The sequence below is a fragment of the Streptomyces sp. NRRL F-2580 genome (assembly GCF_000720115.1).
Lineage (GTDB): Bacteria > Actinomycetota > Actinomycetes > Streptomycetales > Streptomycetaceae > Streptomyces.
This window is the reverse complement of sequence record NZ_JOIR01000003.1, coordinates 192,639-217,550: the sequence shown is the minus strand read 5'-3', so window position 1 is coordinate 217,550 and position 24,912 is coordinate 192,639. Positions and strand designations below refer to the sequence as shown.

Below are 24,912 nucleotides of genomic sequence, written 5' to 3'. Positions count from 1 at the left end.
GCCCGGAATCAGGTGGAGGTGGGGCAGGCGGTGCGCGGGGGCCCTGACGTACCCTCGTGTCTCGTCAGGGTCCAGGAGGAGCCTGGTTCGAGCTAGTTCGAGGGACTCACGTGGCAGAGGCGGAGCGCATCATCGGTACGCCGGAGGTCGGGGACGACGCCCAGCCGGAGTCCGCCGTGCCCAAGGGGCGCCGGCGGATCGCGGCGCTGCTCGTCGTGGCGGTGCTCGCCTACCTGCTGGACCTCGGCACCAAAATGCTGGTCGTGGCGAAGCTGGAGCACCAGCCGCCGATCGAGATCATCGGTGACCTGCTGAAGTTCGAGGCGGTCCGCAACCCGGGCGCCGCCTTCGGCTTCGGCGAGGCGTTCACCATCATCTTCACCTGCATCGCGGCCTCCGTGATCGTGGTGATCGTGCGGCTCGCGCGCAAGCTCTACAGCCTGCCGTGGGCGATCGCGCTGGGCCTGCTGCTGGGCGGTGCGCTGGGCAATCTGACCGACCGGATCTTCCGTTCGCCGGGGGTGTTCCGGGGCGCGGTCGTCGACTTCATCGCGCCGGCCCATTTCGCGGTCTTCAACCTCGCCGACTCGGCGATCGTGTGCGGCGGCATCCTGATCGTCCTGCTGTCCTTCAAGGGCCTGGACCCGGACGGCACCGTCCACAAGGACTGATCGCGGGACGGGTGCGCCGTCGAGTCCTGCATACTCGACGGGTGAGTACGATTCCCGAGATCCGCACCCTGCCCGTTCCCGATGGCCTCGAAGGCGAGCGCGTGGACGCCGCCATCGCCCGTATGTTCGGTTTCTCCCGGACGAAGGCGGCCGATCTCGCGGCCGCGGGGAAGGTGTCGGTCGACGGCAGTGTCGTCGGGAAGTCCGAGCGTGTGCACGGTGGCGCCTGGCTCGAAGTCGAGATGCCCGAGCCGCCGCGCGCGGTCGAGGTCGTCTCCGAGCCGGTCCCCGGCATGGAGATCGTCCACGACGACGACGACATCGTGGTCATCATGAAGCCGGTGGGCGTCGCCGCCCACCCGAGCCCCGGCTGGACCGGCACCACCGTCATCGGCGGCCTCGCCGCGGCCGGCTACCGCATCTCCACCTCCGGCGCCTCCGAGCGCCAGGGCATCGTGCACCGCCTCGACGTCGGCACGTCCGGCCTGATGGCCGTCGCGAAGTCGGAGCGCGCGTACACCTCGCTGAAGAACCAGTTCCGCGAGCGGGTCGTGGACAAGCGCTACCACGCGCTGGTGCAGGGGCACCCGGACCCGATGAGCGGCACGATCGACGCGCCGATCGGCCGCCACCCCAGCGCGGACTACAAGTGGGCCGTGATCCAGGAGGGCAAGCCCTCCGTCACCCACTACGACCTGATCGAGGCCTTCCGCGCCGCCTCGCTGCTCGACATCAAGCTGGAGACCGGCCGTACGCACCAGATCCGCGTGCACATGTCCGCGCACCGGCACCCCTGTGTCGGCGACCTGACGTACGGCGCGGACCCGACGGTCGCGAAGCGGCTGGGCCTGGCCCGGCAGTGGCTGCACGCGGTGCGGCTCGGCTTCGAGCACCCGTCCGACGGCCGGTGGGTGGAGTTCGAGAGCGGCTACCCGGCCGACCTGCAGCACGCCCTGGACGTGATCCGGGCGGAGAGCGAGTGACCGCCGTCGGCTTCGAGGTGCGGGTCGCGGACTCCGAGGCCGACATGGCGGCGTGCTTCGCCGTGCGGACCGAGGTGTTCGTGGTCGAGCAGTCCGTGCCGGAGTCGATCGAGTACGACGCGTACGACGCGGGCGCGGTGCACGTACTGGCCGTCGGGGCGGACGGGGAGCCGCTGGGCACCGGCCGGCTGCTCCACGGCGCCGCCGGGCGGGCCAAGACCGGCGACCCGGCGGTCGGCTCGCTGGGCCGGCTGGCCGTACGCAAGGTCGCGCGCGGGCTGGGCGTGGGCGTGGCCCTGGTCCGGGCGATCGAGGCCGAGGCGTCCCGGCTCGGGCTGACGGCCGTCGACCTCGGCGCGCAGACGCATGCGCTGGGCTTCTACGAGCGCCTCGGGTACGTGGCCTACGGGCCGGAGTTCCAGGACGCGGGCATCCCCCACCGCGCGATGCGGCGCCCCTTACCGTAGCCCTGCGGCGCCGTTGCGGAGGCCCTGCCCCCCCGCGCCTCAGACGCCGCCCTGGCTTTTCAGCCCCGCCGGCGTTTGAGGCGCGGGCGCGGAGCGCCGTGGGGGTGCGGGGCGGCGCCTCGCGGGGGCGACACGCGGGGTCGCCGCAGTCACCGCCCGGGCCAAGCGCAGCGGACTGGCAGGGTGGGGGAGTGGATCAGCTTGCTCTGCTCTTCGTGCTGCTGCTCGGCGCCGTGGTCATGGTGCCGCTCGGGGACCGGCTGGGACTGCCCGCGCCCGTCCTCATGACCCTCGGCGGGGTGGTCCTCGCGCTGGTGCCGGCCGTGCCGGAGGTCGACGTCCCGCCCGATTTCATCCTGCCGCTGGTGCTGCCGCCGCTGCTGTACGCCTCCGTGCAGCGGACCTCGTGGCGGCAGTTCGCCGCCAACGTGCGGCCCATCCTCCTGCTGGCCGTGGCCCTGGTGTTCGTCACGACCGCCGCCGTCGCCGCCGTCGCGTACACCGTGGTGCCCGCGCTGCCGCTCGCCGCCGCCGTCGCGCTCGGAGCGCTCGTGGCCCCGCCCGACCCCGTCGCCGCCACCGCCGTCGCCGGATCGCTCGGGCTGCCCCGCCGCATGGTGTCGATCCTGGAGGGCGAGGGGCTCTTCAACGACGTGACGGCGATCGTGCTCTACCACGTGGCGATCGCCGCGGCCGTCAGCGGCAGCTTCTCCTGGCCCGACGCGCTGGGGGAGTTCGTGCTGTCCGCGGTCGTGGCGGTGGTCGTCGGCCTGGCCCTCGGCTGGATCACCCACCGGCTGATGGGCCGGCTCGACGACGCCACCCTCCAGATCGGACTGACGCTGCTGGTGCCCTTCGTGTCGTACGTGGTCGCGGAGGAGCTCCAGGGATCGGGGGTGCTGGCCGTGCTGACGACGGCCCTGTTCCTCGCCGAGTACGCGTCCGACGCCGACGACGTGCTGGGGCGCCTCGCCGGGCACACCTTCTGGGAGGTCGTGGACACGCTGGTCACCGGGGTGGCCTTCGGGCTGATCGGGCTGGAGCTGCACAACGTCTTCGGGACGGCGCAGGACCGCGAGTGGCAGATGGTCGGATGGGCGGCGGTCGTGGTCGCGGTGGTGGTCGGCGTACGGCTGGTGTGGCTGCTGCCGGCCGGCTGGCTCGCGAAGAAGCTGCACCAGCTGCGCGACTACGACGAGGAGATCCCGTTGAGCTGGCGGGAGAGCGTGGTGATGTGGTGGGCCGGGATGCGCGGGGTGGCATCGGTGGCCCTGGCCCTGGCCATCCCGCTGAAGACGGACGCGGGCGAGCCCTTCCCGGCGCGTGACGAGATCATCTTCATCGCGTTCGCGGTGATCATGGCGACCTTGGTGTGCCAGGGGCTGACGCTGCCCTGGCTGGTGCGGCGGCTGGGTGTGGAGGCCGACACGGACGTGCGGCGGGACGCCGAGCGGCAGCTGGCGATCCGCGCCGCGAGGGCCGCCAAGCGGCGGCTGAAGGAGATCGACGAGGCCGAGGAGCTGCCGGAGGACCTGGTCGAGCAGCTGACCCGGCGCGCGTACGACGTGGGGGCCAGGATCAGCCCGGACATGGTGGACGAGGAACGGCGCGAGGCGTACGCGAAGCGGGTGCAGCGGCTCCACGACATCCAGCGGATCCAGCGGGAGATGATGTCGGCCGCCCGCCACGAGGTGCTGGCCGCCCGCAGCGAACCCGGCTCCGACCCGGAGGTCGTCGACCGGGTGCTGCGGCACCTCGACGTACGGAGCCTGCGCGCTCCCTAGGCCACGACCCGTTCCAGGGTGCGGAGGAAGCGGACGTACGGGGACCAGCGGGCCGGGCGGGCGATGGTGCCGGTGCAGGCCAGTTCGGCGCGGTCGAGGCTGTCCTCCAGGAAGGCGTCGTGCAGCGGCCGGAAGGCGAGCGGCCAGGTGATGCGGGAGAGGCCGCTGACGGACATCGCGATGGTGTGCCGCAGCACGGTCCGCTCCGCGTCGACGGCCAGCGCGGTGAACTCGTGGAAGCCGTGGAACCCGCGGGGCCCGGTGAAGTCGAAGCGGACCCAGGTCCCCGGCACGTACGCGGCCACGGTGTAGCGCACCGGTCCGTGTCCGCCCGCCGCCCCGACGCCCAGGGGGCGGTCGAGCTCCATCTCCTCCCACAGGCGGCCGGGCCACAGCCGGTCGCCCTCCCCGCTGGACAGCGTGTCGATGAGCGCGCCGACCTCGCTCTGCTCGGCCCCCAGCATGCGTTCGTGCACGTTGTAGACGCCCATGCGTCCTCCCCTCCGATTATTAGAGATTGGTCTCTAATAATCTGGAGGGTACTCTCTGATTCATGGCGAGACCACCCCGCTTCGACACCGAGCAGATCCTCGACGCCGCCGTCCGCCTGGCGGCCTCCGCCGGACCGGGCGGCGTGACCATGTCCGCCGTCGCCCAGGCGGTCGGCGCGCCGAGCGGCTCCATGTACCACCGCTTCACCGGACGCCCGGCCCTGCTCGCCGAGGTGTGGCTGCGCAGCGTCGAGCGGTTCCAGGAGGGCTACTTCGCCACCCTCCACAGCGACCCCGACCCCCGCCGGGCCGCCCGCGCGGCCGCCCGGCACGTCGTGGCCTGGAGCCGCGCCCACCAGGAGGAGGCCGCCCTCCTGCTGTACGGACCCGCGGAGTTCGGCCGCGCCGACTGGTCCGAGGAGCACACCCGACGGGCCGACTCCGGCAACCAGCGCGTGTACGCCGCCCTCGGCACCCTCGCCGGCGCCCTCGGCGCGACGGGCCCCCAGGGCCGGGACCGCGTCGTCCTCGCCCTGATCGACCTGCCGCTCTCGGTCGTCCGCCGGCACCTGCGCGCCGGAGGGCCGCTGCCGCCGCACGCCGAGGACCTCGCCGAGGAGTCCGCGGCCGCACTGCTCCAGACCCGGTAGCGGTCCGGGGCGAAGAGGTGCGGGTGCGCCGCGATCCAGTCCGGGGTGCGGCGCAGCCCTTCGGCCAGGGAGACCTCGGGCTTCCAGGCCGCCCAGTCGCGGGCGCGGGAGTTGTCCGAGAGCAGCCGTTGGACCTCGCTGCGAACCTGCCGCGGGTGGGGGCGCGTTGTTCCGGCTGACGTTCTGAGTCATGGCCGAGCGCCGCTTCCCGGGGCTCCGCCCCCGACCCCGCGCCTCAAACGCCGGCGGGGCTGGATGGTCCGAGCCGGGCTCAGGCGTCCGGCCTCGGGGTGGCTTCGGTCGTGGTGATGCGGGGGAGGGCGTAGGGGTGGTGGGTGACGAGCCAGTTGATCAGGCGTTCGCGGACCGCGCAGCGGAGGGTCCACAGGTCGTCCGAGTCCTTCGCCGTGACCACCGCGCGGACCTGGACGGTGTGCGGTGTGGTGTCCGTCACGGCCAGGCCGCCGCCGCGGCCGTCCCACTCCGGGAGGCCCGTCAGGATCTCCTGGAGCTGTTCCCGCATCAGGTCGAGCGGTGCGCTGTGGTCCAGGTGCCAGAAGACCGTGCCGGTCATCTGCGCGCCGCCGCGCGACCAGTTCTCGTAGGGCTTGCTCGTGAAGTACGACACCGGCATCGTGATGCGCCGCTCGTCCCAGGTGCGGACGGTGAGGAAGGTCAGGGTGATTTCCTCGACGCGGCCCCACTCCTTGTCGACCACCACCGTGTCGCCGATGCGGACGGTGTCGCCGAAGGCGATCTGCAGGCCGGCGAAGAGGTTGCCGAGCGCGGCCTGCGCGGCGATGCCCGCCACGATGCCGAGGACGCCCGCGGAGGCCAGCATCGAGGCGCCGAACGTACGCATCGGCGGGAAGGTCAGCAGCATCGCCGCCGCGGCGACCACGATCACCACCGCCGTCACCACCCGCTGGATCAGCGTGACCTGGGTGCGGACCCGGCGGACCCGGGCGTCGTCCTCGGTCACGGCGGCGTAGCGCGCGTACGTCGAGTCGACGGCGGCCGTCGCGATGCGCACCGCCAGCCAGGCCACGGAGGCGATCAGCACCAGCGTGAGGAAGCGGCCGACGCCGAAGGGGTGGTCGGGGAGGACTCCCGCCCACCGGTAGGAGCCTCTGAGCAGCGAGGCGCAGAGAACCACCTGGAAGGGCGGCCGGCAGCGGCGCAGCAGGCCCCACAGCGGGGTCTCGGTGTGCCGGGCGTCGGCCCGGCGCAGCAGCAGGTCCAGCAGCCGGCCTGCGATCAGGGTGGCGACCAGCGCGCCGCCGATGACGAGGGCGGGGCGAAGGAAGTTCTCCATCTCCATGGGAGGAACGTAGCGGGAAGCGGTCCGCGGGCACCTTCCGTTCGGGGGCTGGCACGATGGAGGCATGAACATCATGCTTTTCCACTCGACGTACGGGCTGCGGCCCGCGGTGCACGCGGCGGCCGACCGGCTGCGCGCGGCCGGGCACCAGGTCCAGGTGCCGGATCTCTTCGAGGGACGCACCTTCGACACCGTCGAAGAGGGCATGGCCCACCGGGACGAGATCGGCCGTGACGAGCTGCTGAAGCGCGCGGTGCTGGCCTCCGCCCCCCACTCCGACCAGGGCTTGGTCTACGCGGGCTTCTCCTTCGGCGGCTCCGTCGCCCAGCACCTGGCGATGGCCGACGAGAAGGCGCGCGGGCTGCTGCTCCTGCACGGGACGGCGGACCTGGAGGAGGACGCCTCGGTGGACGAGCTGCCGGTGCAGCTGCACATCGCGGACCCGGACCCCTTCGAGCCGCACGACTGGCTGACCGCCTGGTACCTGCGGATGCAGCGGGCCGGGGCGGACGTGGAGGTCCACAGCTACCCGGGTGCCGGGCACCTGTTCACGGACCCGGAGCTGGACGACTACGACGCGGAGGCCGCGGAGCAGCTGTGGAAGGTCGCGATCGGGTTCCTCGACAGCCTGTAGGCGGGTGGACGGCCGCCGGGCAGGCGGTACGGGAAAGGGCACGGTCCGGCGGATGCCGGGCCGTGCCCTTCGTCGTGGCAGGGGGTCAGCCTGCGCGGTACGCGGTCCAGCTGCTGCTCATGCGGGCCACCTGGCCCGCGGTGAACTGGTACATGCAGGAGTCGTACGTGTAGTCCATGAAGTTGTGGATCGGGTCCACGCCGGACTTGGAGGTGCAGCTGTCGCGGCCGGTCGGGCACTCGAAGGCCGCGGTCTTCTCGGCCGGGGTGTCGGAGACGTAGTCGCCGTTGCCGTTACAGCCGCCCTGGAAGGTGTGGTAGAGACCCATCCAGTGGCCGACCTCGTGGGTCGCGGTGTCGCCCTCGTTGTAGTTGGCGGCGGATCCGCCCGGCAGCGAGGAGTCGAGCACGACCACGCCGTCCATCTTGGGGCTGGAGGCGTAGGAGGTCGGGAAGGTCGCCCAGCCGAGCAGGCCGCCGGAGAGGTTGGCGGTGTAGAAGTTCAGCGCGCCGGGGCCGCCCTTGCGCAGGGTGTTCTTCATGTCCTTCTCGGCCGTGGAGCCGTCGGCCAGGTTGTACCAGCCGGCGTTGTCCGTGTAGTCGGTCCCGGCCAGGGTGAACTGGAAGTTCGTGTTGACGTTGCCGGTGCCCTGGCCGCCGTAGGCCGCGTTGAGGACCGCCAGCTGGCTGTTGATCTGGGTGGACGTCAGCTTTCCGGTGGTCCCGGAGTGGATCACGTGGAAGTACACCGGGATGGTCGTGGCGGCCTCGGCGGCGCGCAGGCTGCGCTGCGGCTGGTTCTTGAGGGCCTTGTCCAGCTTCGCCTTGAGGTCGGCGTCCATGACCTGGGCCTGCGCGTCGGTGATCGCGTTGGGCTCGTTCGCGTGCTCGTCGTGCGCGCGGCTCACGCGGGCGTTGGCGGCGCCTCCGGCGGGCTGCTCGGTGCACTGCTCGGCGGGGGCCTTGGCTGCGGCGAGCGTGGTGGGGGCCGCGAGCGGGGTGAAGGCCAGGGTTCCGGCCAGAACCGCAGTGCCCATCAGGCGGCGGCGAAGAAGGGGGGATATGCGGGCAATTGCGCGCACGTGTGCTCCTCGCGGGTGGGGGTGGTGGGGGGTGATGGCCTGAAGGATCTTCTTCAGCTGGCGCGAAGCTTATGTGTGCATGACATATTCAGGTCAAGTGTCTTGCGTAAAAGATTTGTTGCCGGAAACGCACATGGGGCACCTGGTATGAACCAGGTGCCCCATGCGGCGGGATGATTGACGGTCAATCAGATGAATCAGTGGACGGGCTGGTACGCCCGTTCCACCTTCTGCGTCCCGTTCAGGGTCCGGTACGAGCGGGCCCACGAGGTCGTGGCGTCCTGCCTCCGCTTGTCGGACACCACGTAGTAGTCCATCTGCGAGCGCTCCGCCGTCACGTCCAGCACGCCGTAGCCGTGCGCGTCCATGTCCAGCCACTTCACGTGCCAGTTGGCGGCCTTGATGGCCGTCTCGGCGACCAGCGAGGCGGTGTCCGCGGGCACGTGCAGGATGTCGTCGATGTTGTCGGAGGTCACCGAGGTGACGACGAACTCGGTCGCGACGGTCCCCGAGCCCGGGTACGTGGCCATGTTCAACGGGACCTCGTTCGCCCACGCCATGTGGATGTCACCGGTCAGGAACACGGCGTTCTTGACGTTCCGGTCCTTGAGGTGGCCCAGCAGCTCCTTGCGGTCGTCGGTGTACCCGTCCCACTGGTCCGCGTTGACCGCTATGCCGCCCTCGGGCAGGCCGAGCAGCTTCGCCAGCGGCTTCAGCAGGTGCGCGGGCAGCGAGCCGAAGGCCACCGGCGAGATCATCACCGAGGTGCCGACCAGCTTCCAGGTCGCGTTGGATCCCGTGAGGCCCGACTTGAGCCAGTCCAGCTGGGCGCGCCCGGTGATGGTGCGCTCCGGGTCGTCCACCGCGCCGCTGCCCACCTTGGCCTGCTGCGAACGGAAGGACCGCAGGTCGAGCAGGTGCAGATCGGCGAGGGTGCCGAAGCGCAGCCGCCGGTAGACCGTGCCCGCGACGGAGGTGCGTACGGGCATCCACTCGAAGTACGCCTGCTTGGCGGCGGCCGCGCGGGCCGCCCACTCGCCCTCGGCGCCCGGCGTGTGGTTCTCGGCGCCGCCGGCCCAGGTGTCGTTGGCGAACTCGTGGTCGTCCCAGATGGCGATGACCGGGTGCGCGTGGTGCAGCGCCTGGAGGTCGGCGTCCGTCTTGTACGTGCCGTGCCGCGTGCGGTAATCGGCCAGCGAGACGATCTCGTGCTTCGGCTCGTGCTGGCGCACGACGTACTTCGCCTCCGGGTACCCCCCGGTCTGGTACTCGTAGATGTAGTCGCCCAGGTGCAGGATCGCGTGCAGATCGGTGCGGGCGGCCAGGTGACGGTACGCGGAGAAGTAGCCGGCCTCCCAGTTGGAGCAGGAGACCACGCCGAAGCGGACCCCGGCGGTCGTCACGTCGTGGCCCGGCGTGGTCAGCGTGCGGCCGACGGGGGAGACGGCGGAGCCGGCGGTGAACCGGTACCAGTAGGGCGTCTGCGGCTGCAGCCCGCGCACGTCCACCTTGACGGTGTGGTCGGAGGTGACGCTCGCCGTGACGGTGCCGGAGCCGACGATGCGGGAGAAGGCCTGGTCGGACGCCACCTCCCAGCCGACCTCGGTGGCCGGGCCGAGGCCGGAGCCGGGCACGGCCTCCGGGGTCGGGGTGACGCGGGTCCACAGCAGGACCCCGTCGGGCAGCGGGTCGCCCGAGGCGACGCCATGCAGGAAGGCGGGCGCGTCCTGCGTCGCCGCGTGGGCCGCCGAGGCGCCGAGCGAGGTCAGCGGGGCCAGCGCGGCCGTGGCCGCGGCGGCGAGAACGACCGTACGGCGACGGGGAGTCGCCGGGGTCTGAGAAGGGGTGAGATGACTGGTCACGACGGGTCACATTACCGACGGGTACACCCGAGGGAACAGATGTCGGAATGCAACAGGCGGGCGAACTCTGGGAGTTCGCCCGCCCATGGCGCGGCCCCTCCGGGAAGCGTGTCCCGGAATGTCCGGGGATCAGCCCTGCAGGGCCTTGTCGATCGCGGCCGTGAACAGCTCCACCGTCTGCGGGGTGTCGATCTTCTTGCCGTCCATCTTCAGCGTCGGGGTCCCCGTCACGCCGGACTTGTTGAAGGCCTTCGACATGTCCATGGCCCACCGGTCATAGGTGCCGTCCTCGACGGCCTTCTTGAACTCGGCGTTGCCCTTGAGCGCCGGAACCGTGTCCGCGACCTTCAGCAGGTACTCGTCCTTGGCGAAGCTGTCGACGGTCTCCTCGGGGTGCTGCTCCTTGGAGTACAGCGCGGCCTTGTAGTCGAGGAAGGCCTGCGGGCTGACGTTCAGCGCCGCGCCCAGCGCGCTCAGCGCGTTCTTCGAGCCCTCGCCCTTGACGGCGTTGTCGATGAAGGTGGCGCCGAAGTACTGGATCTTGTACTTGCCCGCGTCCACGTCCTTCTTGATCTGCTCGCCGGCCGCCTGCTCGAAGCCGGCGCAGGCCGGGCAGCGCGAGTCCTCGTACAGCTCCAGCGTCTTCTTGGCGTCGGGCTTGCCGATGACGACCGTGGTGCCGTCCTCGCCCTCGGTGTTCTTCGGCTTGACCAGCTCGGCCTTGGCGGCCTTCTCCCAGTAGTCGGGCTGGTTGGCCTGCACGACCGCGTAGCTGATGGCGCCGATCAGGCCGAGCCCGGCGAGCACGGCGCCCGCCACGATCACCTGGCGGCGCACCTTGTCCTTCTTGGCCTGGGCCTCGCGCTCGGCGCGCAGACGCTCGCGGGCCGCTGCCTTGTTCGCGTGGCTGTTGCGTGAACTCATCGTGATCTCCGTGGGGTGTGACGTGTCAAAGGGACCGTCTCCCGGCTACCGCTGGGACGTGCCCCCAGTACGTGTGTCAGGCGCGTGCGAGCGCGCCGAGCACGGGAGGTCCCCGCCGACCCACGGAGTGTGCGGGGAATCGCGTACGGGCCCCGGGGCCCGCGCGGCCCGGCCGCGGCGTCCGCCGCGCCGGACGGCAGGCGGCCGCCACCGAGGCCGCCGCCAGCAGCAGCGGCCGGAACGCGAAGGCGGCCACCGCGCGCAGCAGCTGCCCCAGGGCCCGCTCGCCGTGGCGCAGCCACGCGGCGGCGAGGAGCCCGACCGAGACGTGGGCGCCTAGCAGCAGCCAGGGCGTCCACGGCCCGGGCGCCGCCAGCAGCGCGGCCGGATCGGTGACGGGCCCGGCCACCTCGGTCAGCGGCCCGCCCACGGGCGTGCCACCGCACAGCTCGTCCAGGCCCATCGCGCGCAGCGGACCCGAGACGGGGCCGCCGGCCGGGCCGTAGCAGAGGTGCTGTCCGGCGGTGAAGACGGTGTCGGCGGCCAGTTCGAGCGGAACGAGCAGCCCGGCGATGGGGCCGAAGCCCCGTTCGCGGCCCGCGAGCGCGTAGGCGATCACGAACACGGCGGCGAAGGCCCCGCCCACCAGCGCGGGCGGCAGCGGGACGCGGGACATGAGGACGTGCGAGCCGGCCGAGAGCAGCACGACGAGCGCGCTGAACAGCGCGGCCCGCAGCCCTCGAAGCCCCACTCCTGAGATGTCCATCGTCGCGAGTCTGCCATGCGTACCTGTGAAAGCCGCGTCCCGGCCCCGGCCACGGGCACGAACTACGAGGTCAGCCGCCCGTTGCGGAAAAGGTCGACGAAGATCTGGTGGTCGGCGCGGGCCCGGGCGCCGTACGCGTGGGCGAAGTCCACGAGCAGCTCCGCGAAGCCCTCCTCATCGGCCGCGATCGCCGCGTCGATGGCCCGCTCGGTGGAGAACGGGACCAGGGAGTGCCCGCTCTCGGCCTCGTCGGCCGCAGCGTGCATGGTCGCCGTCGCCCGGCCCAGGTCCGCGACCACGGCCGCGATCTCCTCCGGGTCGTCCAGGTCCGACCAGTCCAGGTCCACCGCGTACGGGGAGACCTCGGCCACCAGCTGTCCGGCCCCGTCCAGCTCGGTCCAGCCCAGCCACGGGTCGGCGTGGGCCTGCAGGGCGCGCTGGGAGATCACCGTGCGGTGCCCCTCGTGCCGGAAGTACTCCCGCACCGCCCGGTCCGTGATGTGCCGGGACACCGCGGGGGTCTGCGCCTGCTTGAGGTAGATGACGACGTCGTTCTCCAGGGCGTCGCTGTGCCCCTCCAGCAGGATGTTGTAGGAGGGCAGGCCCGCCGAGCCGATGCCGACGCCCCGGCGTCCCACCACGTCCTTGACCCGGTAGGAGTCGGGCCGCACGAGGGACTCGTCGGGGAGGGTCTCCAGGTACCCGTCGAAGGCGGCCAGCACCTTGTAGCGGGTGGCGGCGTCCAGCTCGATGGAGCCCCCGCCGGCGGTGAAGCGGCGCTCGTAGTCCCTTGTCTCCGTCATGGAGTCCAGCAGGGAGAAGCGGGTGCGGGAGCGGGCCGAGCGCAGCGCGTCCAGCAGCGGGCCCTCGGCGGTGTCCAGGGTGAAGGAGGGCACCTCCTCGTGCTTGGCCCCCGCCGCGAGCCGGTGGATCCGCTCCCGGTAGGCGCCGGCGTAGATCCGCACCAGCTCGCTTATCTGGCCGTCGCTGAGCGCCTTGGTGTAGCCGATCAGGGCGACGGAGGCGGCGAAGCGCTTCAGGTCCCAGGTGAAGGGGCCGACGTAGGCCTCGTCGAAGTCGTTGACGTTGAAGATCAGCCGGCCGTTGGAGTCCATGTACGTGCCGAAGTTCTCGGCGTGCAGATCGCCGTGGATCCACACCCGGCCCGTCCGCTCGTCCAGGTACGGGCCGCCGTGCCGGTCCCGCTCCAGGTCGGAGTAGAAGAGGCAGGCCGTGCCCCGGTAGAAGGCGAAGGCGGAGGCGGCCATCTTCCGGAATTTGACCTGGAAGGCAGCGGGGTCGGCGGCGAGCAGCTCACCGAAGGCGGTGTCGAACACGTCGAGGATCTGCTCGGCGCGCTGCTCGTCTGTCGTCTCGGGAACCGCCATGGCGGATGCCTCCTGGTGGTGCGGGGCGGATCGGTGTCGATCGCATTTCGGACAGGTGTCCTTGGTTCTGCAACGCACGACCGTACCCGTCGGTGCCCGTGGATTGTCACCCGGTCGACGTAGGATTCAGAGCTGCCCCCTCTCTCCCCTCCGGAGGACTCACACCGTGACCAAGCCGCCGTTCACGCACCTGCACGTCCACACCCAGTATTCGCTGCTGGACGGTGCCGCGCGGCTGAAGGACATGTTCAACGCGTGCAACGAGATGGGCATGACGCACATCGCCATGTCCGACCACGGCAACCTGCACGGGGCCTACGACTTCTTCCACACGGCCCAGAAGGCCGGCATCACGCCGATCATCGGCATCGAGGCGTACGTCGCCCCCGAGTCCCGGCGCAACAAACGCCGCATCCAGTGGGGCCAGCCCCACCAGAAGCGCGACGACGTCTCCGGTTCCGGCGGTTACACCCACAAGACGATCTGGGCGGCGAACGCCACCGGCCTGCACAACCTCTTCCGGCTGTCCTCCGACGCGTACGCCGAGGGCTGGCTCACGAAGTGGCCGCGCATGGACAAGGAGACGATCAGCAAGTGGTCGGAGGGGCTCATCGCCTCCACCGGCTGCCCCTCCGGCGAGCTCCAGACGCGCCTTCGCCTCGGCCAGTTCGACGAGGCCCTGAAGTCCGCCTCCGAGTACCAGGACATCTTCGGCAAGGACCGGTACTTCCTGGAGCTGATGGACCACGGCATCGAGATCGAGCGCCGGGTCCGCGACGGCCTGCTGGAGATCGGCAAGAAGCTCGGCATCCCGCCGCTCGTGACGAACGACTCGCACTACACGTACGCCAGCGAGGCCGGCGCCCACGACGCCCTGCTCTGCATCCAGACCGGCAAGAACCTCTCGGACCCGGACCGCTTCCGCTTCGACGGCACCGGCTACTACCTGAAGTCGACCGACGAGATGTACGCCATCGACTCCTCGGACGCCTGGCAGGAGGGCTGCGCCAACACGAAGCTGGTCGCGGACCAGATCGACACCGAGGGCATGTTCAAGTTCCGGAACCTGATGCCGAAGTTCGACATCCCGGAAGGCCACACCGAGGTCAGCTGGTTCCGTGAGGAGACCATGCGCGGCATGCACCGCCGCTACCCGGGAGGCATCCCGGAGGACCGGATGAAGCAGGCCGAGTACGAGATGGACACGATCATCTCGATGGGCTTCCCGGGCTACTTCCTCGTGGTCGCCGACTTCATCATGTGGGCCAAGAACCAGGGCATCGCGGTGGGCCCGGGCCGAGGCTCCGCGGCCGGCTCGATCGTCGCGTACGCCATGGGCATCACCGACCTCGACCCGCTCACCCACGGTCTGATCTTCGAGCGCTTCCTGAACCCCGAGCGCGTCTCGATGCCCGATGTCGACATCGACTTCGACGAGCGTCGGCGCGTCGAGGTGATCCGGTACGTGACCGAGAAGTACGGCGCCGACAAGGTCGCCATGATCGGCACGTACGGCACCATCAAGGCCAAGAACGCGATCAAGGACTCGGCGCGCGTCCTCGGCTACCCGTACGCGATGGGCGACCGCCTCACCAAGGCGATGCCCGCCGACGTCCTCGGCAAGGGCATCCCGCTCTCCGGCATCCTCGACCCGAACCACCCCCGCTACAGCGAAGCGGGCGAGATCCGCTCGATGTACGAGAACGAGCCGGACGTGAAGAAGGTCATCGACACCGCCCGCGGTGTGGAGGGCCTCGTCCGCCAGATGGGCGTGCACGCCGCCGGCGTGATCATGTCCAGCGAGACGATCACCGACCACGTACCCGTCTGGGTGCGGCACACCGACGGCGTCACCATCACCCAGTGGGACTACCCGAGCTGCGAGTCGCTCGGCCTGCTGAAGATGGACTTCCTCGGCCTGCGCAACCTCACGATCATGGACGACGCCGTCAAGATGGTGAAGGCCAACAAGGGGATCGACATCGATCTCCTGGCCCTCCCGCTCGACGACCCCAAGACCTTCGAACTGCTCGGCCGCGGCGACACCCTCGGCGTCTTCCAGTTCGACGGCGGGCCCATGCGCTCCCTGCTGCGCCTGATGAAGCCCGACAACTTCGAGGACATCTCCGCCGTCTCGGCCCTGTACCGGCCGGGCCCGATGGGCATGAACTCGCACACGAACTACGCCCTGCGCAAGAACAAGCAGCAGGAGATCACCCCGATCCACCCGGAGCTGGAGGAGCCCCTCGAAGAGGTGCTCGCGGTCACCTACGGCCTGATCGTCTACCAGGAGCAGGTCCAGAAGGCCGCCCAGATCATCGCCGGGTACTCGCTCGGCGAGGCCGACATCCTGCGCCGCGTGATGGGCAAGAAGAAGCCCGAGGAGCTGGCGAAGAACTTCGTCATCTTCCAGGAGGGCGCGAAGAAGAACGGCTACAGCGACAAGGCCATCCAGGCCCTGTGGGACGTCCTGGTCCCCTTCGCCGGCTACGCCTTCAACAAGGCCCACTCGGCCGCGTACGGCCTGGTCTCCTACTGGACCGCCTACCTCAAGGCGAACTTCCCGGCCGAGTACATGGCCGGCCTGCTCACCTCGGTCAAGGACGACAAGGACAAGTCCGCGATCTACCTGAACGAGTGCCGGCGCATGGGCATCAAGGTGCTCCCGCCGAACGTGAACGAGTCCGAGCCGAACTTCGCCGCCCAGGGCGACGACGTGATCCTCTTCGGCCTCACCGCGGTGCGCAACGTCGGCCAGAACGTCGTCGAGTCGATCATCAAGTCCCGGAAGGCCAAGGGGAAGTTCTCCAGCTTCCCCGACTTCCTGGACAAGGTCGAGGCCGTGGTCTGCAACAAGCGGACCGTCGAGTCGCTGATCAAGGCCGGCGCCTTCGACGAGATGGGCCACACCCGCAAGGGCCTGGTCGCCCATCACGAGCCGATGATCGACAACGTGGTCGCGGTCAAACGCAAGGAGGCCGAGGGACAGTTCGACCTCTTCGGCGCAATGGGTGACGAGACCGCGAGCGACGAGCCCGGCTTCGGCCTCGACGTGGAGTTCTCCGACGTCGAGTGGGAGAAGTCCTACCTGCTCGCGCAGGAGCGCGAGATGCTCGGCCTCTACGTCTCCGACCACCCGCTCTTCGGCCTGGAGCACGTGCTCTCCGACAAGACGGACGCCGGAATCTCCCAGCTGACCGGCGGCGAGCACTCCGACGGCGCGGTCGTCACCATCGGCGGCATCATCTCGGGCCTCCAGCGCAAGATGACCAAGCAGGGCAACGCCTGGGCCATCGCCACCGTCGAGGACCTGGCCGGCTCCATCGAATGCATGTTCTTCCCCGCGACCTACCAGCTCGTCTCCACCCAGCTGGTCGAGGACACCGTCGTCTTCGTCAAGGGCCGCCTCGACAAGCGCGAGGACGTCCCCCGCCTGGTCGCCATGGAGATGATGGTCCCCGACCTCTCCTCGGCCGGCACCAACGCCCCGGTGGTCCTCACCATCCCCACCGTCAAGGTCACCCCGCCGATGGTCACCCGTCTGGGCGAGATCCTGCGCCACCACAAGGGCAACACCGAGGTGCGGATCAAGCTCCAGGGGCCGCGTACCACCACCGTGCTGCGCCTAGACAAGCACCGCGTGCAGCCCGACCCGGCCCTCTTCGGCGACCTCAAGGTGCTGCTCGGGCCGTCCTGCCTGGCCGGATAGCGACACTCGCCCACCGGCGCCGCACGTACGGAAGGGCCCGCCCGGCATCGCCGGGCGGGCCCTTCCGTCACATCGCGTCGCGCGCCGTCAGTTGTGGCCGAACTTCTTCTGCTTGCTCTTGTGCGCCATGTCCATCGGACTCGGCGACGGGTTCACCGATTCGCTCGGGCTGCCCATCGAGCCCTTCGACGGGTCCTGAGAAGAGCGGGCCTGCTGCTGCTTCGACGGCTGCTTCTGATTCTTGTTCTTGGCCATGGTGGAACCTCCGTGAGGGTCTAGGGGCCAGGACCGCCTTCACACTCACACAGCGCCCGAAACCGCGCATTTTGGATCATTACTGCGCGTAGCCGGGTGTGGTTCCCGGCCCCTCCGTGAGATCCGCCACGCCGATGATCGAGTTCCGGCCTTCAACACCCTTGAGGTCGGGCAGACTCGGGGCACCCGCCGAAACACAGAGGACCCCCAGGGAAGAGGGTGGAACGCGTGGACCGCTGCGTCGTCCTGGTGGACGCCGGCTACCTGTTGGGCGCCGCCGCCAGCCTTCTCGCCGGGGAGCCCTCCCGCTCCCGGATCACCGTGGACCATGCCGCCCTCATCCAGGGCCTGCGCGAGCGGGCCGAGGCCGACACCCAGCAGCCCCTGCTGCGCATCTACTGGTTCGACGGCGCACCCGACCGGGTGCCCCAGCCCGAACACCGGCGGCTGCGCGTCATGTCCCGCGTCACCGTCCGCCTCGGCGCCCTGACCCGCAGCGACGGCCGCTGGGCCCAGAAGGGCGTCGACGCGGCCATGCACGCCGAGCTCACCGAGCTCGCGCGCAACCGCGCCTGCTCCGACGTGGTCCTGGTCACCGGCGACGGAGACCTGCTGCCCGGCCTGATGTCCGCCAAGGAACACGGGGTCGCCGTCCACCTGTGGGCCGTCCAGGCCGCCGACGGGGACTACAACCAGTCCGAGGACCTCGTCGCCGAGGCCGACGAACGCCGCGTCCTGGACCGGGCCTGGATCACCCGGGCCGTCCGCGCCAAGGACCTCACCGGCCTGTGCTCACCGCCGCCCGCGCCGCGCCCCGACATCGCCGCCATCCTCTCGGCCCCGCTGCCCGAGGCGGCGCTCGCGGAAGCCGCCCGCAACGGCGCCGCCGCCACCGGCGACGACGACCGCGAGGGGGCACCCGTACCGGCGCCGGCCGCCCCCGGGGGCAAGGCCGTGCCCACGCCCAAGGACCTCGCCGGAGCCCTGCGCGCCCCCGGCCCGCAGACCGGGGCCGCCGGCGGACCGGCCCCGGCCAGCGCCCTGCGCTGGTCCTCCGACAAGGGCTGGATCGACCGGGCCGGACCGCTCGGCGAGCCCGCCGAGACCGCCTCGCTGCCCACCCTCGCCCAGCTCACCAGTGCCGAACAGCGCTGGGCGGACCGCGAGGAGGACATCACCACCGTCGGCGGGGACCCGTTCGAGGTGGGACAGGTGTTCGCCCGGCGCTGGATGGAACGGCTCCCCGAGACCGTGCACCTGCAGAAGCTGGCCACCATGTACCCGCGCATCCCGCACCGGATCGACGGCGAGCTGCTGCGCTACGCCGCCCGGTTCGGGCTGCTCGCGCACAAGGACGACCAGATCGACGAGCACGACCGCTACGCCATCCGCGCCGGGTTCTGGCGCGAGATCGACGTCCGCGCGGCCGCCGAACACGTGGCCGCCGTACCGGCCGCCGCGCCCGGATCCGGCACCGGCGACCTCGGCGCCCCGCTGACCCCGGCGGCCGAGTAGGGGCGGGAACCCCGTAGGCTGCTCCCTCGTGAGTACGGGCACAGCACAAGCGGAAAACAGCACGGCGGCGGCCGCGGGAGCGGCTTCGGACGTGATCTGCGCGGTGCGTGACCTGGTCAAGACGTATCCCGCCGTCCGCGGCCGGCGCGGGGCTCCCGCACTCCCCGAGACCCGCGCCAACGACGGCGTCTCCCTGGACGTGCGGCGCGGCGAGATCTTCGGTCTGCTCGGCCCCAACGGCGCCGGCAAGTCCACCCTGGTCCGCCAGCTCACCGGCCTGATGCGGCCCGACGCGGGCACCGTCACCCTGCTCGGCCACGACCTCGTACGCCACCCCGAGCGGGCCTCGCGACTGCTCGCCTACCTGGGGCAGGAGTCCACCGCCCTGGACGAGCTCACGGTGGCGCTTGCCGCCGAGACCACCGGGCGGCTGCGCGGGTTCGGCGCACGGGCGGCGCGGACCGCGCGCGACGCGGTACTGGAGGAGCTCGGGCTGACCGGGATCGCCGGGCGGCCCCTGAAGAAGCTTTCCGGCGGACAACGCCGCCTCGCCTGCTTCGCCGCCGCACTGGTGGGGGAGCGGCCCGTACTGGTCCTCGACGAGCCCACCACCGGCATGGACCCGGTGGCCCGGCGGGCGGTCTGGTCCGCCGTGGACCGGCGGCGCGCACAGCACGGCGCGACGGTCCTGCTCGTCACCCACAACGTCATCGAGGCGGAGACCGTCCTCGACCGGGTCGCCGTCATCGACCAGGGCCGGGTCATCGCCTGCGACACCCCGGCCGGGCTGAAGGCGGAGGTCTCGGGCGAGGTCCGGCTGGAGCTCGTGTGGCGGGAGACCGCTCCGCTGGACGTCCCCGAGGTCGCGGCGCTGCGCGGGCACGCCGTCGAGTCCGGACGGCGCTGGGTCCTGCGGCTCGGGCCGGACGAGGCCCGGGCGGCCGTCGCCTCGGTGACCGGCGGGCCGGCCTTCGCCGCCCTCGACGACTTCACGCTGGCCACGCCGAGCCTGGAGGACGTGTACCTCGCTCTCGGCGGGAAGACGAAAGGCCTGGTGAAGTCGTGAGCGACCGTACGGCGGGCGCTGTCCTGCCGACCCCTGCCAAGGAGCGCGCCGCCGCGCCGCTGGCCCCGCGGGCGCGGTTCCTGCCCGCGCTGGCCGCCGTGTACCGGGCCCAGCTGTCGCGGGCCCGGGTGGCGCGGATACCGCTGCTCTTCGTGGCCACCTTCCAGTCCGTCGGGATCATGATCCTGATGCGGGGCGTGGTGGACGGGGGCTCGGAGGCCCGGGCCGTCGTCGCGGGTTCGTCCGTACTGGTCGTCGCCTTCGTCGCGCTGAACCTGCTCGCGCAGTACTTCGGGCAGCTGCGGGCGGGCGGCGGGCTCGACCATTACGCCACCCTGCCCGTGCCGCCCGCTTCGGTGGTGCTCGGCGCGGCCGCCGCGTACGCCTCCTTCACCCTGCCCGGGACGCTGGTCACCGCCGTCTTCGGGTGCGTGCTCTTCGGCCTGCCGATGAGCGGACTGTGGATCCTGGCGGCCGTGGTGCCGCTGGCCGGGGCCGCGCTGGCCGGGCTCGGCGCGGCGCTGGGACTGCTGGCGCCGCGGCAGGAGCTGGCCACGCTCGCCGGGCAGCTCGGCATGTCGGCGGCGCTGCTGCTGGGGGTGCTGCCGCCCGAGCGGATGCCGGACGTGATCGTGTGGGCGCGGGACCTGCTGCCGTCGACGTACGGGGTGGAGGCGTTCGCGCGGACCTTCGCCCCCGAACCCGACTGGGCCGCCGTCGCCTTCGACCTCGGCGTGTGCGGGGCCGTCGGAGTCCTCTCCCTGGCCCTCGCCACCTGGGCGTACCGGCGGGCCGCGGTCCGCTGAAGCGGTCCGGCGACACCGCCGCCGGGCGCACCTGGCACGATGTGGGGGTGACCGAAGCCGTGACCCCGCCGTCTCCATTCGACCCGCCCTCGCTCCCGCCCGAGAAGCCGGGTGGGACCGCCCGGGCCGTCGCTCCGGAGGACATCCGGGACGCGGCCGTCGTCGCCCTCGCCATCGGAGTGGCCGGCCTGCTCCTCGGCGCGCTGTGGGTGTGGCTGGCGCCGCGCGTGCAGTACGTCGCCAACGGGGAGTCCGTCTTCCTGCGCAACAGCGAGAGCGAGGCGCGGATCGCCTCCGACGGCACCTTCGTCCTGCTGTCGGTGGGACTGGGCGTGCTGAGCGCCGTCGCCGTGTTCCTGTGGCGCCGGGCCGGGGGTGTGCCGCTGGTGATCGGGCTCGCCGTCGGCTCCTGCTTCGCCGCGCTGGTGGGATGGCGGTTCGGGCTGTGGCTGGGGCCGACCTCGGACCTGCCGGCCGCCGCCGCCAAGGCGGGGCAGGGGGTGCCGTTCGACGCGCCGCTGCAGTTGCTGGCGCACGGGGCGCTGCTGGCGTGGCCGATGGCCGCGGTCCTGCTCCACCTCGGCCTCACGGCCCTGTGGGCCCCCCGCGAACCGGACCCCGTCCCGGTCTACGGCTGGTCCGGCTACTACCAGCCCCCGCAGGCCGACGCCGAGCCCCCGCGGGGGTGAAAGACCGGGGTCCGCGTTTCGCGTTTCGCGTGTCGGCGGGGCTGGGGGGCGGGCGACGCACGCACGGCTACGCTCGGGCCCGTGGCACAGCCCGAGCAGCGCGCCGAAGGCGCAGGACCGTTCACCACCCGGCGCACCTGGTACCGGCCCGAAGGGGAAACGGTGGTGTGGGAGTCGCGGGTCGCGCGCAGGCGCGGGGTGCTCTCCGTCCGCGGTCCGGGGGAGACCGTCGACCGGACCACCACCACCGCCGATGCCGAGGCGCTCCGCCGCCTGCGCGACCTCAACGCCCTCGCCTCGGGGGCGTTCGTCATCGGGGGAGCCCTCTTCGCCCTCGGCGCCGCGGTCTCCCAGTTCGGCTCGGGCGACGCGCTCGAAAGCGCCGCGATCTACTTCGCGGGGGGCCTCTTCTTCAACACCGGGGGCTACACCTCGCTCCTCCAGGTGCTGAACGCGCCCCGCCACTCCCCGGGAGGCGGCCGACTGGTCACGGCCGACTGGAGGTGGTGGGGGTACGAGCCGACGCGCCTGGACTGGCTGAGCACGTTCGTGCTGTTCGTCGGGACGCTCGTGTTCGGCGTCAACCTGCTGGACTCGTTCCTGCAGGGGCTCAGCGTCCAGCAGGTCAACCGGCTGATCTGGACGCCCGACGTGATCGGCTGCGTGCTGTTCCTGGTCTCGGGGCACCTGGCGTTCGCCGAGATCTGCCACCGGCCCCGGCCCTGCCTCCGCTCGCGCAGCCTCGGCTGGTGGATCGTCGCGGTGAACCAGCTCGGGTCGGTGCTGTTCATGCTCTCGGCCCTGGCCGCCTTCACCCGGCCCGCCACCGGAGGCCTGGTCAACGCCGGCATCGCCAACTGGGGGACGCTGACCGGCGCCCTGTGCTTCTCGGTCGGCGGGGTGCTCCAGGCCTTCGAACGCCCTTAGGAACGTCAGGAACGGGCGATCGGGGCCAGGACCGCCGAGGTGAGGGTGGTCAGGTCCGACGGGGCGAGCTCGACCTCCAGGCCCCGGCGGCCGGCCGAGACGCAGATCGTGGCGTGCCCCGAAGCCGACGCGTCGAGCACCGTGCGCAGCCGCTTGCGCTGTCCCAGCGGCGAGATGCCGCCGCGCACGTAACCCGTGGTGCGCTCCGCCAGCGCGGGATCGGCCATCGCCGCCCGCTTGCCGCCGACCGCCGTCGCCAGCGCCTTCAGGTCCAGGGACCCCGAGACCGGGACCACCGCCACCGTCAGGACCCCGTCCACATCGGCGACGAGGGTCTTGAACACCTGCGCGGGCGAGACACCGAGCGCCTGCGCCGCCTCCTCGCCGTACGAGGGGTGCGCCGGGTCGTGCTCGTACGCGTGCGTGGTGAACGGGACGCCTGCCGCCGTGAGAGCGACGACCGCCGGGGTGCCGGCCGCCTGCTTCGTCTTCTTCGCCATCGGTGATCCGTCAGTTCGGGCTGGTCGGGGCACGGGTCAGGTCCACCGCCGGCAGGGACGGGAGGTGGCGGATCACCGCCGTCTCCGCACGCAGCAGTTTCAGTTCCTCGGCCAGCCGTGTCGCCGTGTCCGGGGCCTGCAGCAGCCGCTGCTTCGCGGGGATGTCCAGCACCGCCGCCGCTGCCACCAGGTAGGAGACCACGGACGGCTCATCGGGGAGTTCCGCGCCCGTCAGGGACCGCTCGCGGGCCCCGGCCAGCCGCTTCTGGTAGTTGCGGAACGCCCGCAGCACCCCCTCGGCCAAGGCCCCCGCGCCGTCGCCCGAGTCCTCCGGGAGCTCTTCCAGCTCGGCCGTCAGGAAGGGCCCGGACGCGTCGACCGACAGCAGGCGGACCCGCGTCGTGCCGGTCGCCAGGACCTCGAAGCTGCCGTCCTCCCGCTCCCGGATCGTCGCCGCGTCCGCGATGCAGCCCACCCGGTGGAAGGCCTGGATCGGGTCGGAGCCGAAGCCCGCCGCGGGGCCGCGCTCGGGCAGGGCCGTCTGGTCCGGCAGGCCGGGCGCGGTCGGTGCGACCTCACGGCCGTCGCGGATCGCCACGACCGCGAACCGGCGCGGTTCCTCCTCGCCGGTCTTCAGCAGCTCGCGCATCATGGCGCGATAACGCTCCTCGAAGATGTTCAGCGGGAGGACGAGTCCCGGGAACAGCACCGAGTTCAGCGGGAAGAGGGGCAGGCGAACGGTGGTCACGAGGCACAGGGTAATGGCCCGGGCACAGACCCCGTCACCCCCGCCTCAGCAGCCGGGACGCTCCCGCGGCCACCGTCGTGGCCAGGATCCAGCCCATGATGACGAGGCCCGCCGCCCCCCACTGCCAGCCGCCCTCCAGCTTCCACTGGCCCTGCTGACCGAGGTCGATCACCGGGAGCAGCAGATCCAGCGCGTACAGGGCGGCGCTCCACTGCGGATGCTCGTCCTCCTTGAGGGCCGGCGGTTCGTGCTGGGAGAACATCAGCGCGCCCGCCGCCCACAGCACCGCCATCCACAGCGCCGCCCGGCCCGGGCGGTACCCGTAGACCACCGTCCAGTCCTGGAGGTACCCCCACGCCTTCGGCCCCGGCGGCAGCGTGGTCCGGCGCCGCCGCTGCTTGGCCAGCAGCACCTCGCGGGCGTCCGCGTCCTCGCCGCTGGCGCGCAGCACGGCGGCCAGCCGTTCGTACGGATCCGGGGAGTACTCGGGGGTGGCCGCCGCCACCCAGGCGAGGCGCCGGGCGAGCGGGAAGTGGCCGCGGGGCGCGAGGTTCTCGTAGACGAACCCCTCGATGGACACCGCGCCCGGGCCCGGCCAGCTCGTGGAGGTGTCGACGAGCTTCACCACCTTGGCCCCGGACACCACGACACGCCCGTGCTCCGGCCGCTCCCCGACGAAACGGAGCTCGGGGGTCTGGATCCGGCGCAGGGATATCTCCTGCTCGTCCGTGAGCTCGAACCGCGCGCCGTAGAAGTCGATGGCGTCCCCGAAGCGGCCGTCGTCCAGCCGCAGCCCGCCCCGGCACTCGAAGCGCTGCGCCCGCTGCCCGCGCGTCGGGGTCGGCCCCAGCCCGTACGGGGGAGTGGAGGAGCCGTCCCCGCCCTGCAGGTAGCCCAGCGCGATCGAGGTCAGGTACAGCGTCCGCTCGACGGTCAACTGCGGGGCGTTCAGCGCGTACCGCCCGGACGGGTTGCGCAGGGCGGCCCCGCGCAGGTTCATCGACACGCCGACCTTGGCGCCGCGCAGGCTCACCTCCCCGTACGTCTCCAGCAGCTCGCCCTGGAAGTCCTGCGCGACCGACATCCCGTCGCCGGCGATCGCCCGGCCCTTGCTGTCCCGCTGCACCACGGCCTGGCTGACCAGCAGGTCGGTGCCGATCTGGGCGTCGGTCAGCCGGATCCCGCGCGCCACCCGGCAGCGCGGCAGGTGCAGGTCGCCCTCGGTGTGCAGGCGGGCCGCCTCCAGCCGCGGAATCGCGCAGTTGATCAGGCGCAGCGTGCCGACGCGGGCCTCGGACAGCTGGATCTCGCTGTCGAAGCGGCAGGACTGGAGCTCCACGTACGGGGCCACCGTGCCACCGGACAGATCCAGCCGCCCCGCGATCCGCACGCCCCGCAGCTTGAGGGAGGCCACCCGGCCCGGCACCGGCGGCGGACCGTGGAGCAGCAGCAGGGCCACCACCTGGGCGCGGACGCTGCGCCCCGGACCCCAGACGCGGTCGGCGTGCGGATCGTCCTGGTCGGCTGCGCGGGCGCTGAGGTCGCAGACGCTGCCGGTGCGGAACGCCTCCCACATGCGGTGCTCGGAAGCGGTGAGATCCGCCGGTTCCTCGCCCGCGCGCGCCTCGGTCATGGCGGCCCCCCTCCGCTGACATGTACGTGTAGATCAAAGTTA

The 24,912-nt window shown here is 71.7% G+C and carries 23 protein-coding genes and 1 pseudogene; 12 read left to right on the top strand and 12 right to left on the bottom strand.

The genetic code is table 11. From position 1 onward, the window contains the following. Positions 1 to 110 precede the first annotated feature (110 nt). The 4 genes from lspA to IF88_RS0104060 all read left to right on the top strand — a co-directional run bounded on the left by lspA (position 111) and on the right by IF88_RS0104060 (position 3,905). Entirely contained in the window at positions 111 to 671 is a 561-nt protein-coding gene (gene lspA, locus IF88_RS0104075; protein ID WP_030707323.1) for a signal peptidase II, read from the top strand. 41 nt (positions 672 to 712) lie between these two features. After that, positions 713 to 1,654 carry an RluA family pseudouridine synthase gene (locus tag IF88_RS0104070; RefSeq protein ID WP_030707321.1) on the top strand — a complete coding sequence of 314 codons (942 nt, stop codon included), beginning with the start codon at positions 713 to 715 and terminating at the stop codon, positions 1,652 to 1,654. A 44-nt stretch (positions 1,655 to 1,698) separates the two neighbouring features. Continuing rightward, positions 1,699 to 2,121, top strand: coding sequence for a GNAT family N-acetyltransferase (locus IF88_RS0104065; protein WP_051836451.1), 423 nt, complete (start codon positions 1,699 to 1,701; stop codon positions 2,119 to 2,121). 191 nt (positions 2,122 to 2,312) lie between these two features. Next, positions 2,313 to 3,905: a Na+/H+ antiporter gene (locus tag IF88_RS0104060; RefSeq protein WP_030707317.1), complete on the top strand. Its 1,593-nt coding sequence runs from the start codon at positions 2,313 to 2,315 to the stop codon at positions 3,903 to 3,905. Here the strand turns inward: IF88_RS0104060 and IF88_RS0104055 are convergent. Then, positions 3,902 to 4,396 carry a hypothetical protein gene (locus IF88_RS0104055; protein WP_030707315.1) on the bottom strand — a complete coding sequence of 165 codons (495 nt, stop codon included), beginning with the start codon at positions 4,394 to 4,396 and terminating at the stop codon, positions 3,902 to 3,904. The genes IF88_RS0104060 and IF88_RS0104055 overlap by 4 nt on opposite strands. 62 nt (positions 4,397 to 4,458) lie before the next feature. Between IF88_RS0104055 and IF88_RS0104050 the strand changes: the two genes are divergently transcribed. Further along, entirely contained in the window at positions 4,459 to 5,046 is a 588-nt protein-coding gene (locus IF88_RS0104050) for a TetR/AcrR family transcriptional regulator (RefSeq protein ID WP_030707313.1), read from the top strand. On the opposite strand, the pseudogene IF88_RS47630 reads toward IF88_RS0104050, so the two are convergent. Both IF88_RS47630 and IF88_RS0104045 read right to left on the bottom strand, forming a co-directional pair. After that, a pseudogene (locus IF88_RS47630) lies at positions 5,037 to 5,186 on the bottom strand (NAD-dependent dehydratase); the annotation flags it as partial. The gene IF88_RS0104050 and the pseudogene IF88_RS47630 overlap by 10 nt on opposite strands. Positions 5,187 to 5,317: 131 nt before the next feature. Continuing rightward, positions 5,318 to 6,361, bottom strand: a complete 1,044-nt coding sequence (locus tag IF88_RS0104045; protein ID WP_078892715.1) for a mechanosensitive ion channel family protein — start codon at positions 6,359 to 6,361, stop codon at positions 5,318 to 5,320. A gap of 70 nt (positions 6,362 to 6,431) precedes the next feature. On the opposite strand from IF88_RS0104045, the gene IF88_RS0104040 reads away from it, so the two are divergent. Continuing rightward, a complete protein-coding gene (locus tag IF88_RS0104040) occupies positions 6,432 to 7,001 on the top strand; it encodes a dienelactone hydrolase family protein (protein ID WP_030707309.1) in 570 nt (189 codons plus the stop codon). A gap of 85 nt (positions 7,002 to 7,086) precedes the next feature. Here the strand turns inward: IF88_RS0104040 and IF88_RS0104035 are convergent, their stop codons facing one another. The 5 genes from IF88_RS0104035 to IF88_RS0104015 form a co-directional block, all read right to left on the bottom strand. Then, positions 7,087 to 8,037, bottom strand: coding sequence for a zinc metalloprotease (locus IF88_RS0104035; protein ID WP_030707307.1), 951 nt, complete (start codon positions 8,035 to 8,037; stop codon positions 7,087 to 7,089). Positions 8,038 to 8,279: 242 nt separating this feature from the next. Then, positions 8,280 to 9,944 carry an alkaline phosphatase D family protein gene (locus tag IF88_RS0104030; RefSeq protein WP_030707305.1) on the bottom strand — a complete coding sequence of 555 codons (1,665 nt, stop codon included), beginning with the start codon at positions 9,942 to 9,944 and terminating at the stop codon, positions 8,280 to 8,282. A gap of 129 nt (positions 9,945 to 10,073) precedes the next feature. Further along, positions 10,074 to 10,868 (bottom strand): DsbA family protein, encoded by a 795-nt coding sequence (locus tag IF88_RS0104025; protein ID WP_030707303.1) that lies wholly within the window; start codon positions 10,866 to 10,868, stop codon positions 10,074 to 10,076. Between the two features lie 76 nt (positions 10,869 to 10,944). Continuing rightward, entirely contained in the window at positions 10,945 to 11,634 is a 690-nt protein-coding gene (locus IF88_RS0104020; RefSeq protein WP_030707302.1) for a hypothetical protein, read from the bottom strand. 62 nt (positions 11,635 to 11,696) lie between these two features. Continuing rightward, entirely contained in the window at positions 11,697 to 13,022 is a 1,326-nt protein-coding gene (locus IF88_RS0104015) for a DUF2252 domain-containing protein (protein ID WP_030707301.1), read from the bottom strand. Positions 13,023 to 13,188: 166 nt separating this feature from the next. On the opposite strand from IF88_RS0104015, the gene dnaE reads away from it, so the two are divergent. Next, a complete protein-coding gene (gene dnaE, locus IF88_RS0104010; protein WP_030707300.1) occupies positions 13,189 to 16,731 on the top strand; it encodes a DNA polymerase III subunit alpha in 3,543 nt (1,180 codons plus the stop codon). A gap of 87 nt (positions 16,732 to 16,818) precedes the next feature. Here the strand turns inward: dnaE and IF88_RS47170 are convergent, their stop codons facing one another. Further along, on the bottom strand, positions 16,819 to 16,986 hold the full coding sequence (locus IF88_RS47170; RefSeq protein WP_199808023.1) for a hypothetical protein: 168 nt from the start codon (positions 16,984 to 16,986) through the stop codon (positions 16,819 to 16,821). A 219-nt stretch (positions 16,987 to 17,205) separates the two neighbouring features. On the opposite strand from IF88_RS47170, the gene IF88_RS0104000 reads away from it, so the two are divergent. From IF88_RS0104000 to IF88_RS0103980, 5 genes are all read left to right on the top strand, one after another. After that, a complete protein-coding gene (locus IF88_RS0104000; RefSeq protein ID WP_051836421.1) occupies positions 17,206 to 18,501 on the top strand; it encodes an NYN domain-containing protein in 1,296 nt (431 codons plus the stop codon). 28 nt (positions 18,502 to 18,529) lie between these two features. Next, complete coding sequence (locus IF88_RS0103995) at positions 18,530 to 19,567, top strand: ABC transporter ATP-binding protein (RefSeq protein ID WP_420710902.1); 1,038 nt, start codon at positions 18,530 to 18,532, stop codon at positions 19,565 to 19,567. Further along, positions 19,564 to 20,373, top strand: a complete 810-nt coding sequence (locus IF88_RS0103990; protein ID WP_051836419.1) for an ABC transporter permease — start codon at positions 19,564 to 19,566, stop codon at positions 20,371 to 20,373. Before IF88_RS0103995 ends, IF88_RS0103990 begins: the two co-directional genes overlap by 4 nt. Before the next feature lie 47 nt (positions 20,374 to 20,420). After that, positions 20,421 to 21,062 (top strand): DUF2567 domain-containing protein, encoded by a 642-nt coding sequence (locus IF88_RS40025; protein ID WP_051836417.1) that lies wholly within the window; start codon positions 20,421 to 20,423, stop codon positions 21,060 to 21,062. A gap of 81 nt (positions 21,063 to 21,143) precedes the next feature. Further along, positions 21,144 to 21,989, top strand: coding sequence for a hypothetical protein (locus IF88_RS0103980; protein ID WP_030707290.1), 846 nt, complete (start codon positions 21,144 to 21,146; stop codon positions 21,987 to 21,989). Between the two features lie 5 nt (positions 21,990 to 21,994). On the opposite strand, the gene ybaK is transcribed toward IF88_RS0103980, so the two are convergent. The 3 genes from ybaK to IF88_RS0103965 are packed head-to-tail and all read right to left on the bottom strand — an operon-like array spanning position 21,995 to position 24,870. Further along, a complete protein-coding gene (ybaK, locus tag IF88_RS0103975) occupies positions 21,995 to 22,489 on the bottom strand; it encodes a Cys-tRNA(Pro) deacylase (RefSeq protein WP_030707288.1) in 495 nt (164 codons plus the stop codon). Positions 22,490 to 22,499: 10 nt separating this feature from the next. Beyond that, complete coding sequence (locus IF88_RS0103970; protein WP_030707286.1) at positions 22,500 to 23,237, bottom strand: LON peptidase substrate-binding domain-containing protein; 738 nt, start codon at positions 23,235 to 23,237, stop codon at positions 22,500 to 22,502. Between the two features lie 34 nt (positions 23,238 to 23,271). Then, on the bottom strand, positions 23,272 to 24,870 hold the full coding sequence (locus tag IF88_RS0103965) for a hypothetical protein (protein ID WP_030707284.1): 1,599 nt from the start codon (positions 24,868 to 24,870) through the stop codon (positions 23,272 to 23,274). Positions 24,871 to 24,912 lie beyond the last annotated feature (42 nt).

Bases quoted from the DNA above. Each gene is read 5' to 3' on its own strand.
- IF88_RS0104065 (WP_051836451.1), top strand. From the start codon at position 1,699: ATGGCGGCGTGCTTCGCCGTGCGGACCGAGGTGTTCGTGGTCGAGCAG.
- IF88_RS0104055 (WP_030707315.1), bottom strand. From the start codon at position 4,396: ATGGGCGTCTACAACGTGCACGAACGCATGCTGGGGGCCGAGCAGAGC.
- IF88_RS0104050 (WP_030707313.1), top strand. From the start codon at position 4,459: ATGGCGAGACCACCCCGCTTCGACACCGAGCAGATCCTCGACGCCGCC.
- IF88_RS0104045 (WP_078892715.1), bottom strand. From the start codon at position 6,361: ATGGAGAACTTCCTTCGCCCCGCCCTCGTCATCGGCGGCGCGCTGGTC.
- IF88_RS0104040 (WP_030707309.1), top strand. From the start codon at position 6,432: ATGAACATCATGCTTTTCCACTCGACGTACGGGCTGCGGCCCGCGGTG.
- IF88_RS0104035 (WP_030707307.1), bottom strand. From the start codon at position 8,037: ATGGGCACTGCGGTTCTGGCCGGAACCCTGGCCTTCACCCCGCTCGCG.
- IF88_RS0104025 (WP_030707303.1), bottom strand. From the start codon at position 10,868: ATGAGTTCACGCAACAGCCACGCGAACAAGGCAGCGGCCCGCGAGCGT.
- IF88_RS0104020 (WP_030707302.1), bottom strand. From the start codon at position 11,634: ATGGACATCTCAGGAGTGGGGCTTCGAGGGCTGCGGGCCGCGCTGTTC.
- IF88_RS0104015 (WP_030707301.1), bottom strand. From the start codon at position 13,022: ATGGCGGTTCCCGAGACGACAGACGAGCAGCGCGCCGAGCAGATCCTC.
- IF88_RS47170 (WP_199808023.1), bottom strand. From the start codon at position 16,986: ATGGCCAAGAACAAGAATCAGAAGCAGCCGTCGAAGCAGCAGCAGGCC.
- ybaK (WP_030707288.1), bottom strand. From the start codon at position 22,489: ATGGCGAAGAAGACGAAGCAGGCGGCCGGCACCCCGGCGGTCGTCGCT.
- IF88_RS0103965 (WP_030707284.1), bottom strand. From the start codon at position 24,870: ATGACCGAGGCGCGCGCGGGCGAGGAACCGGCGGATCTCACCGCTTCC.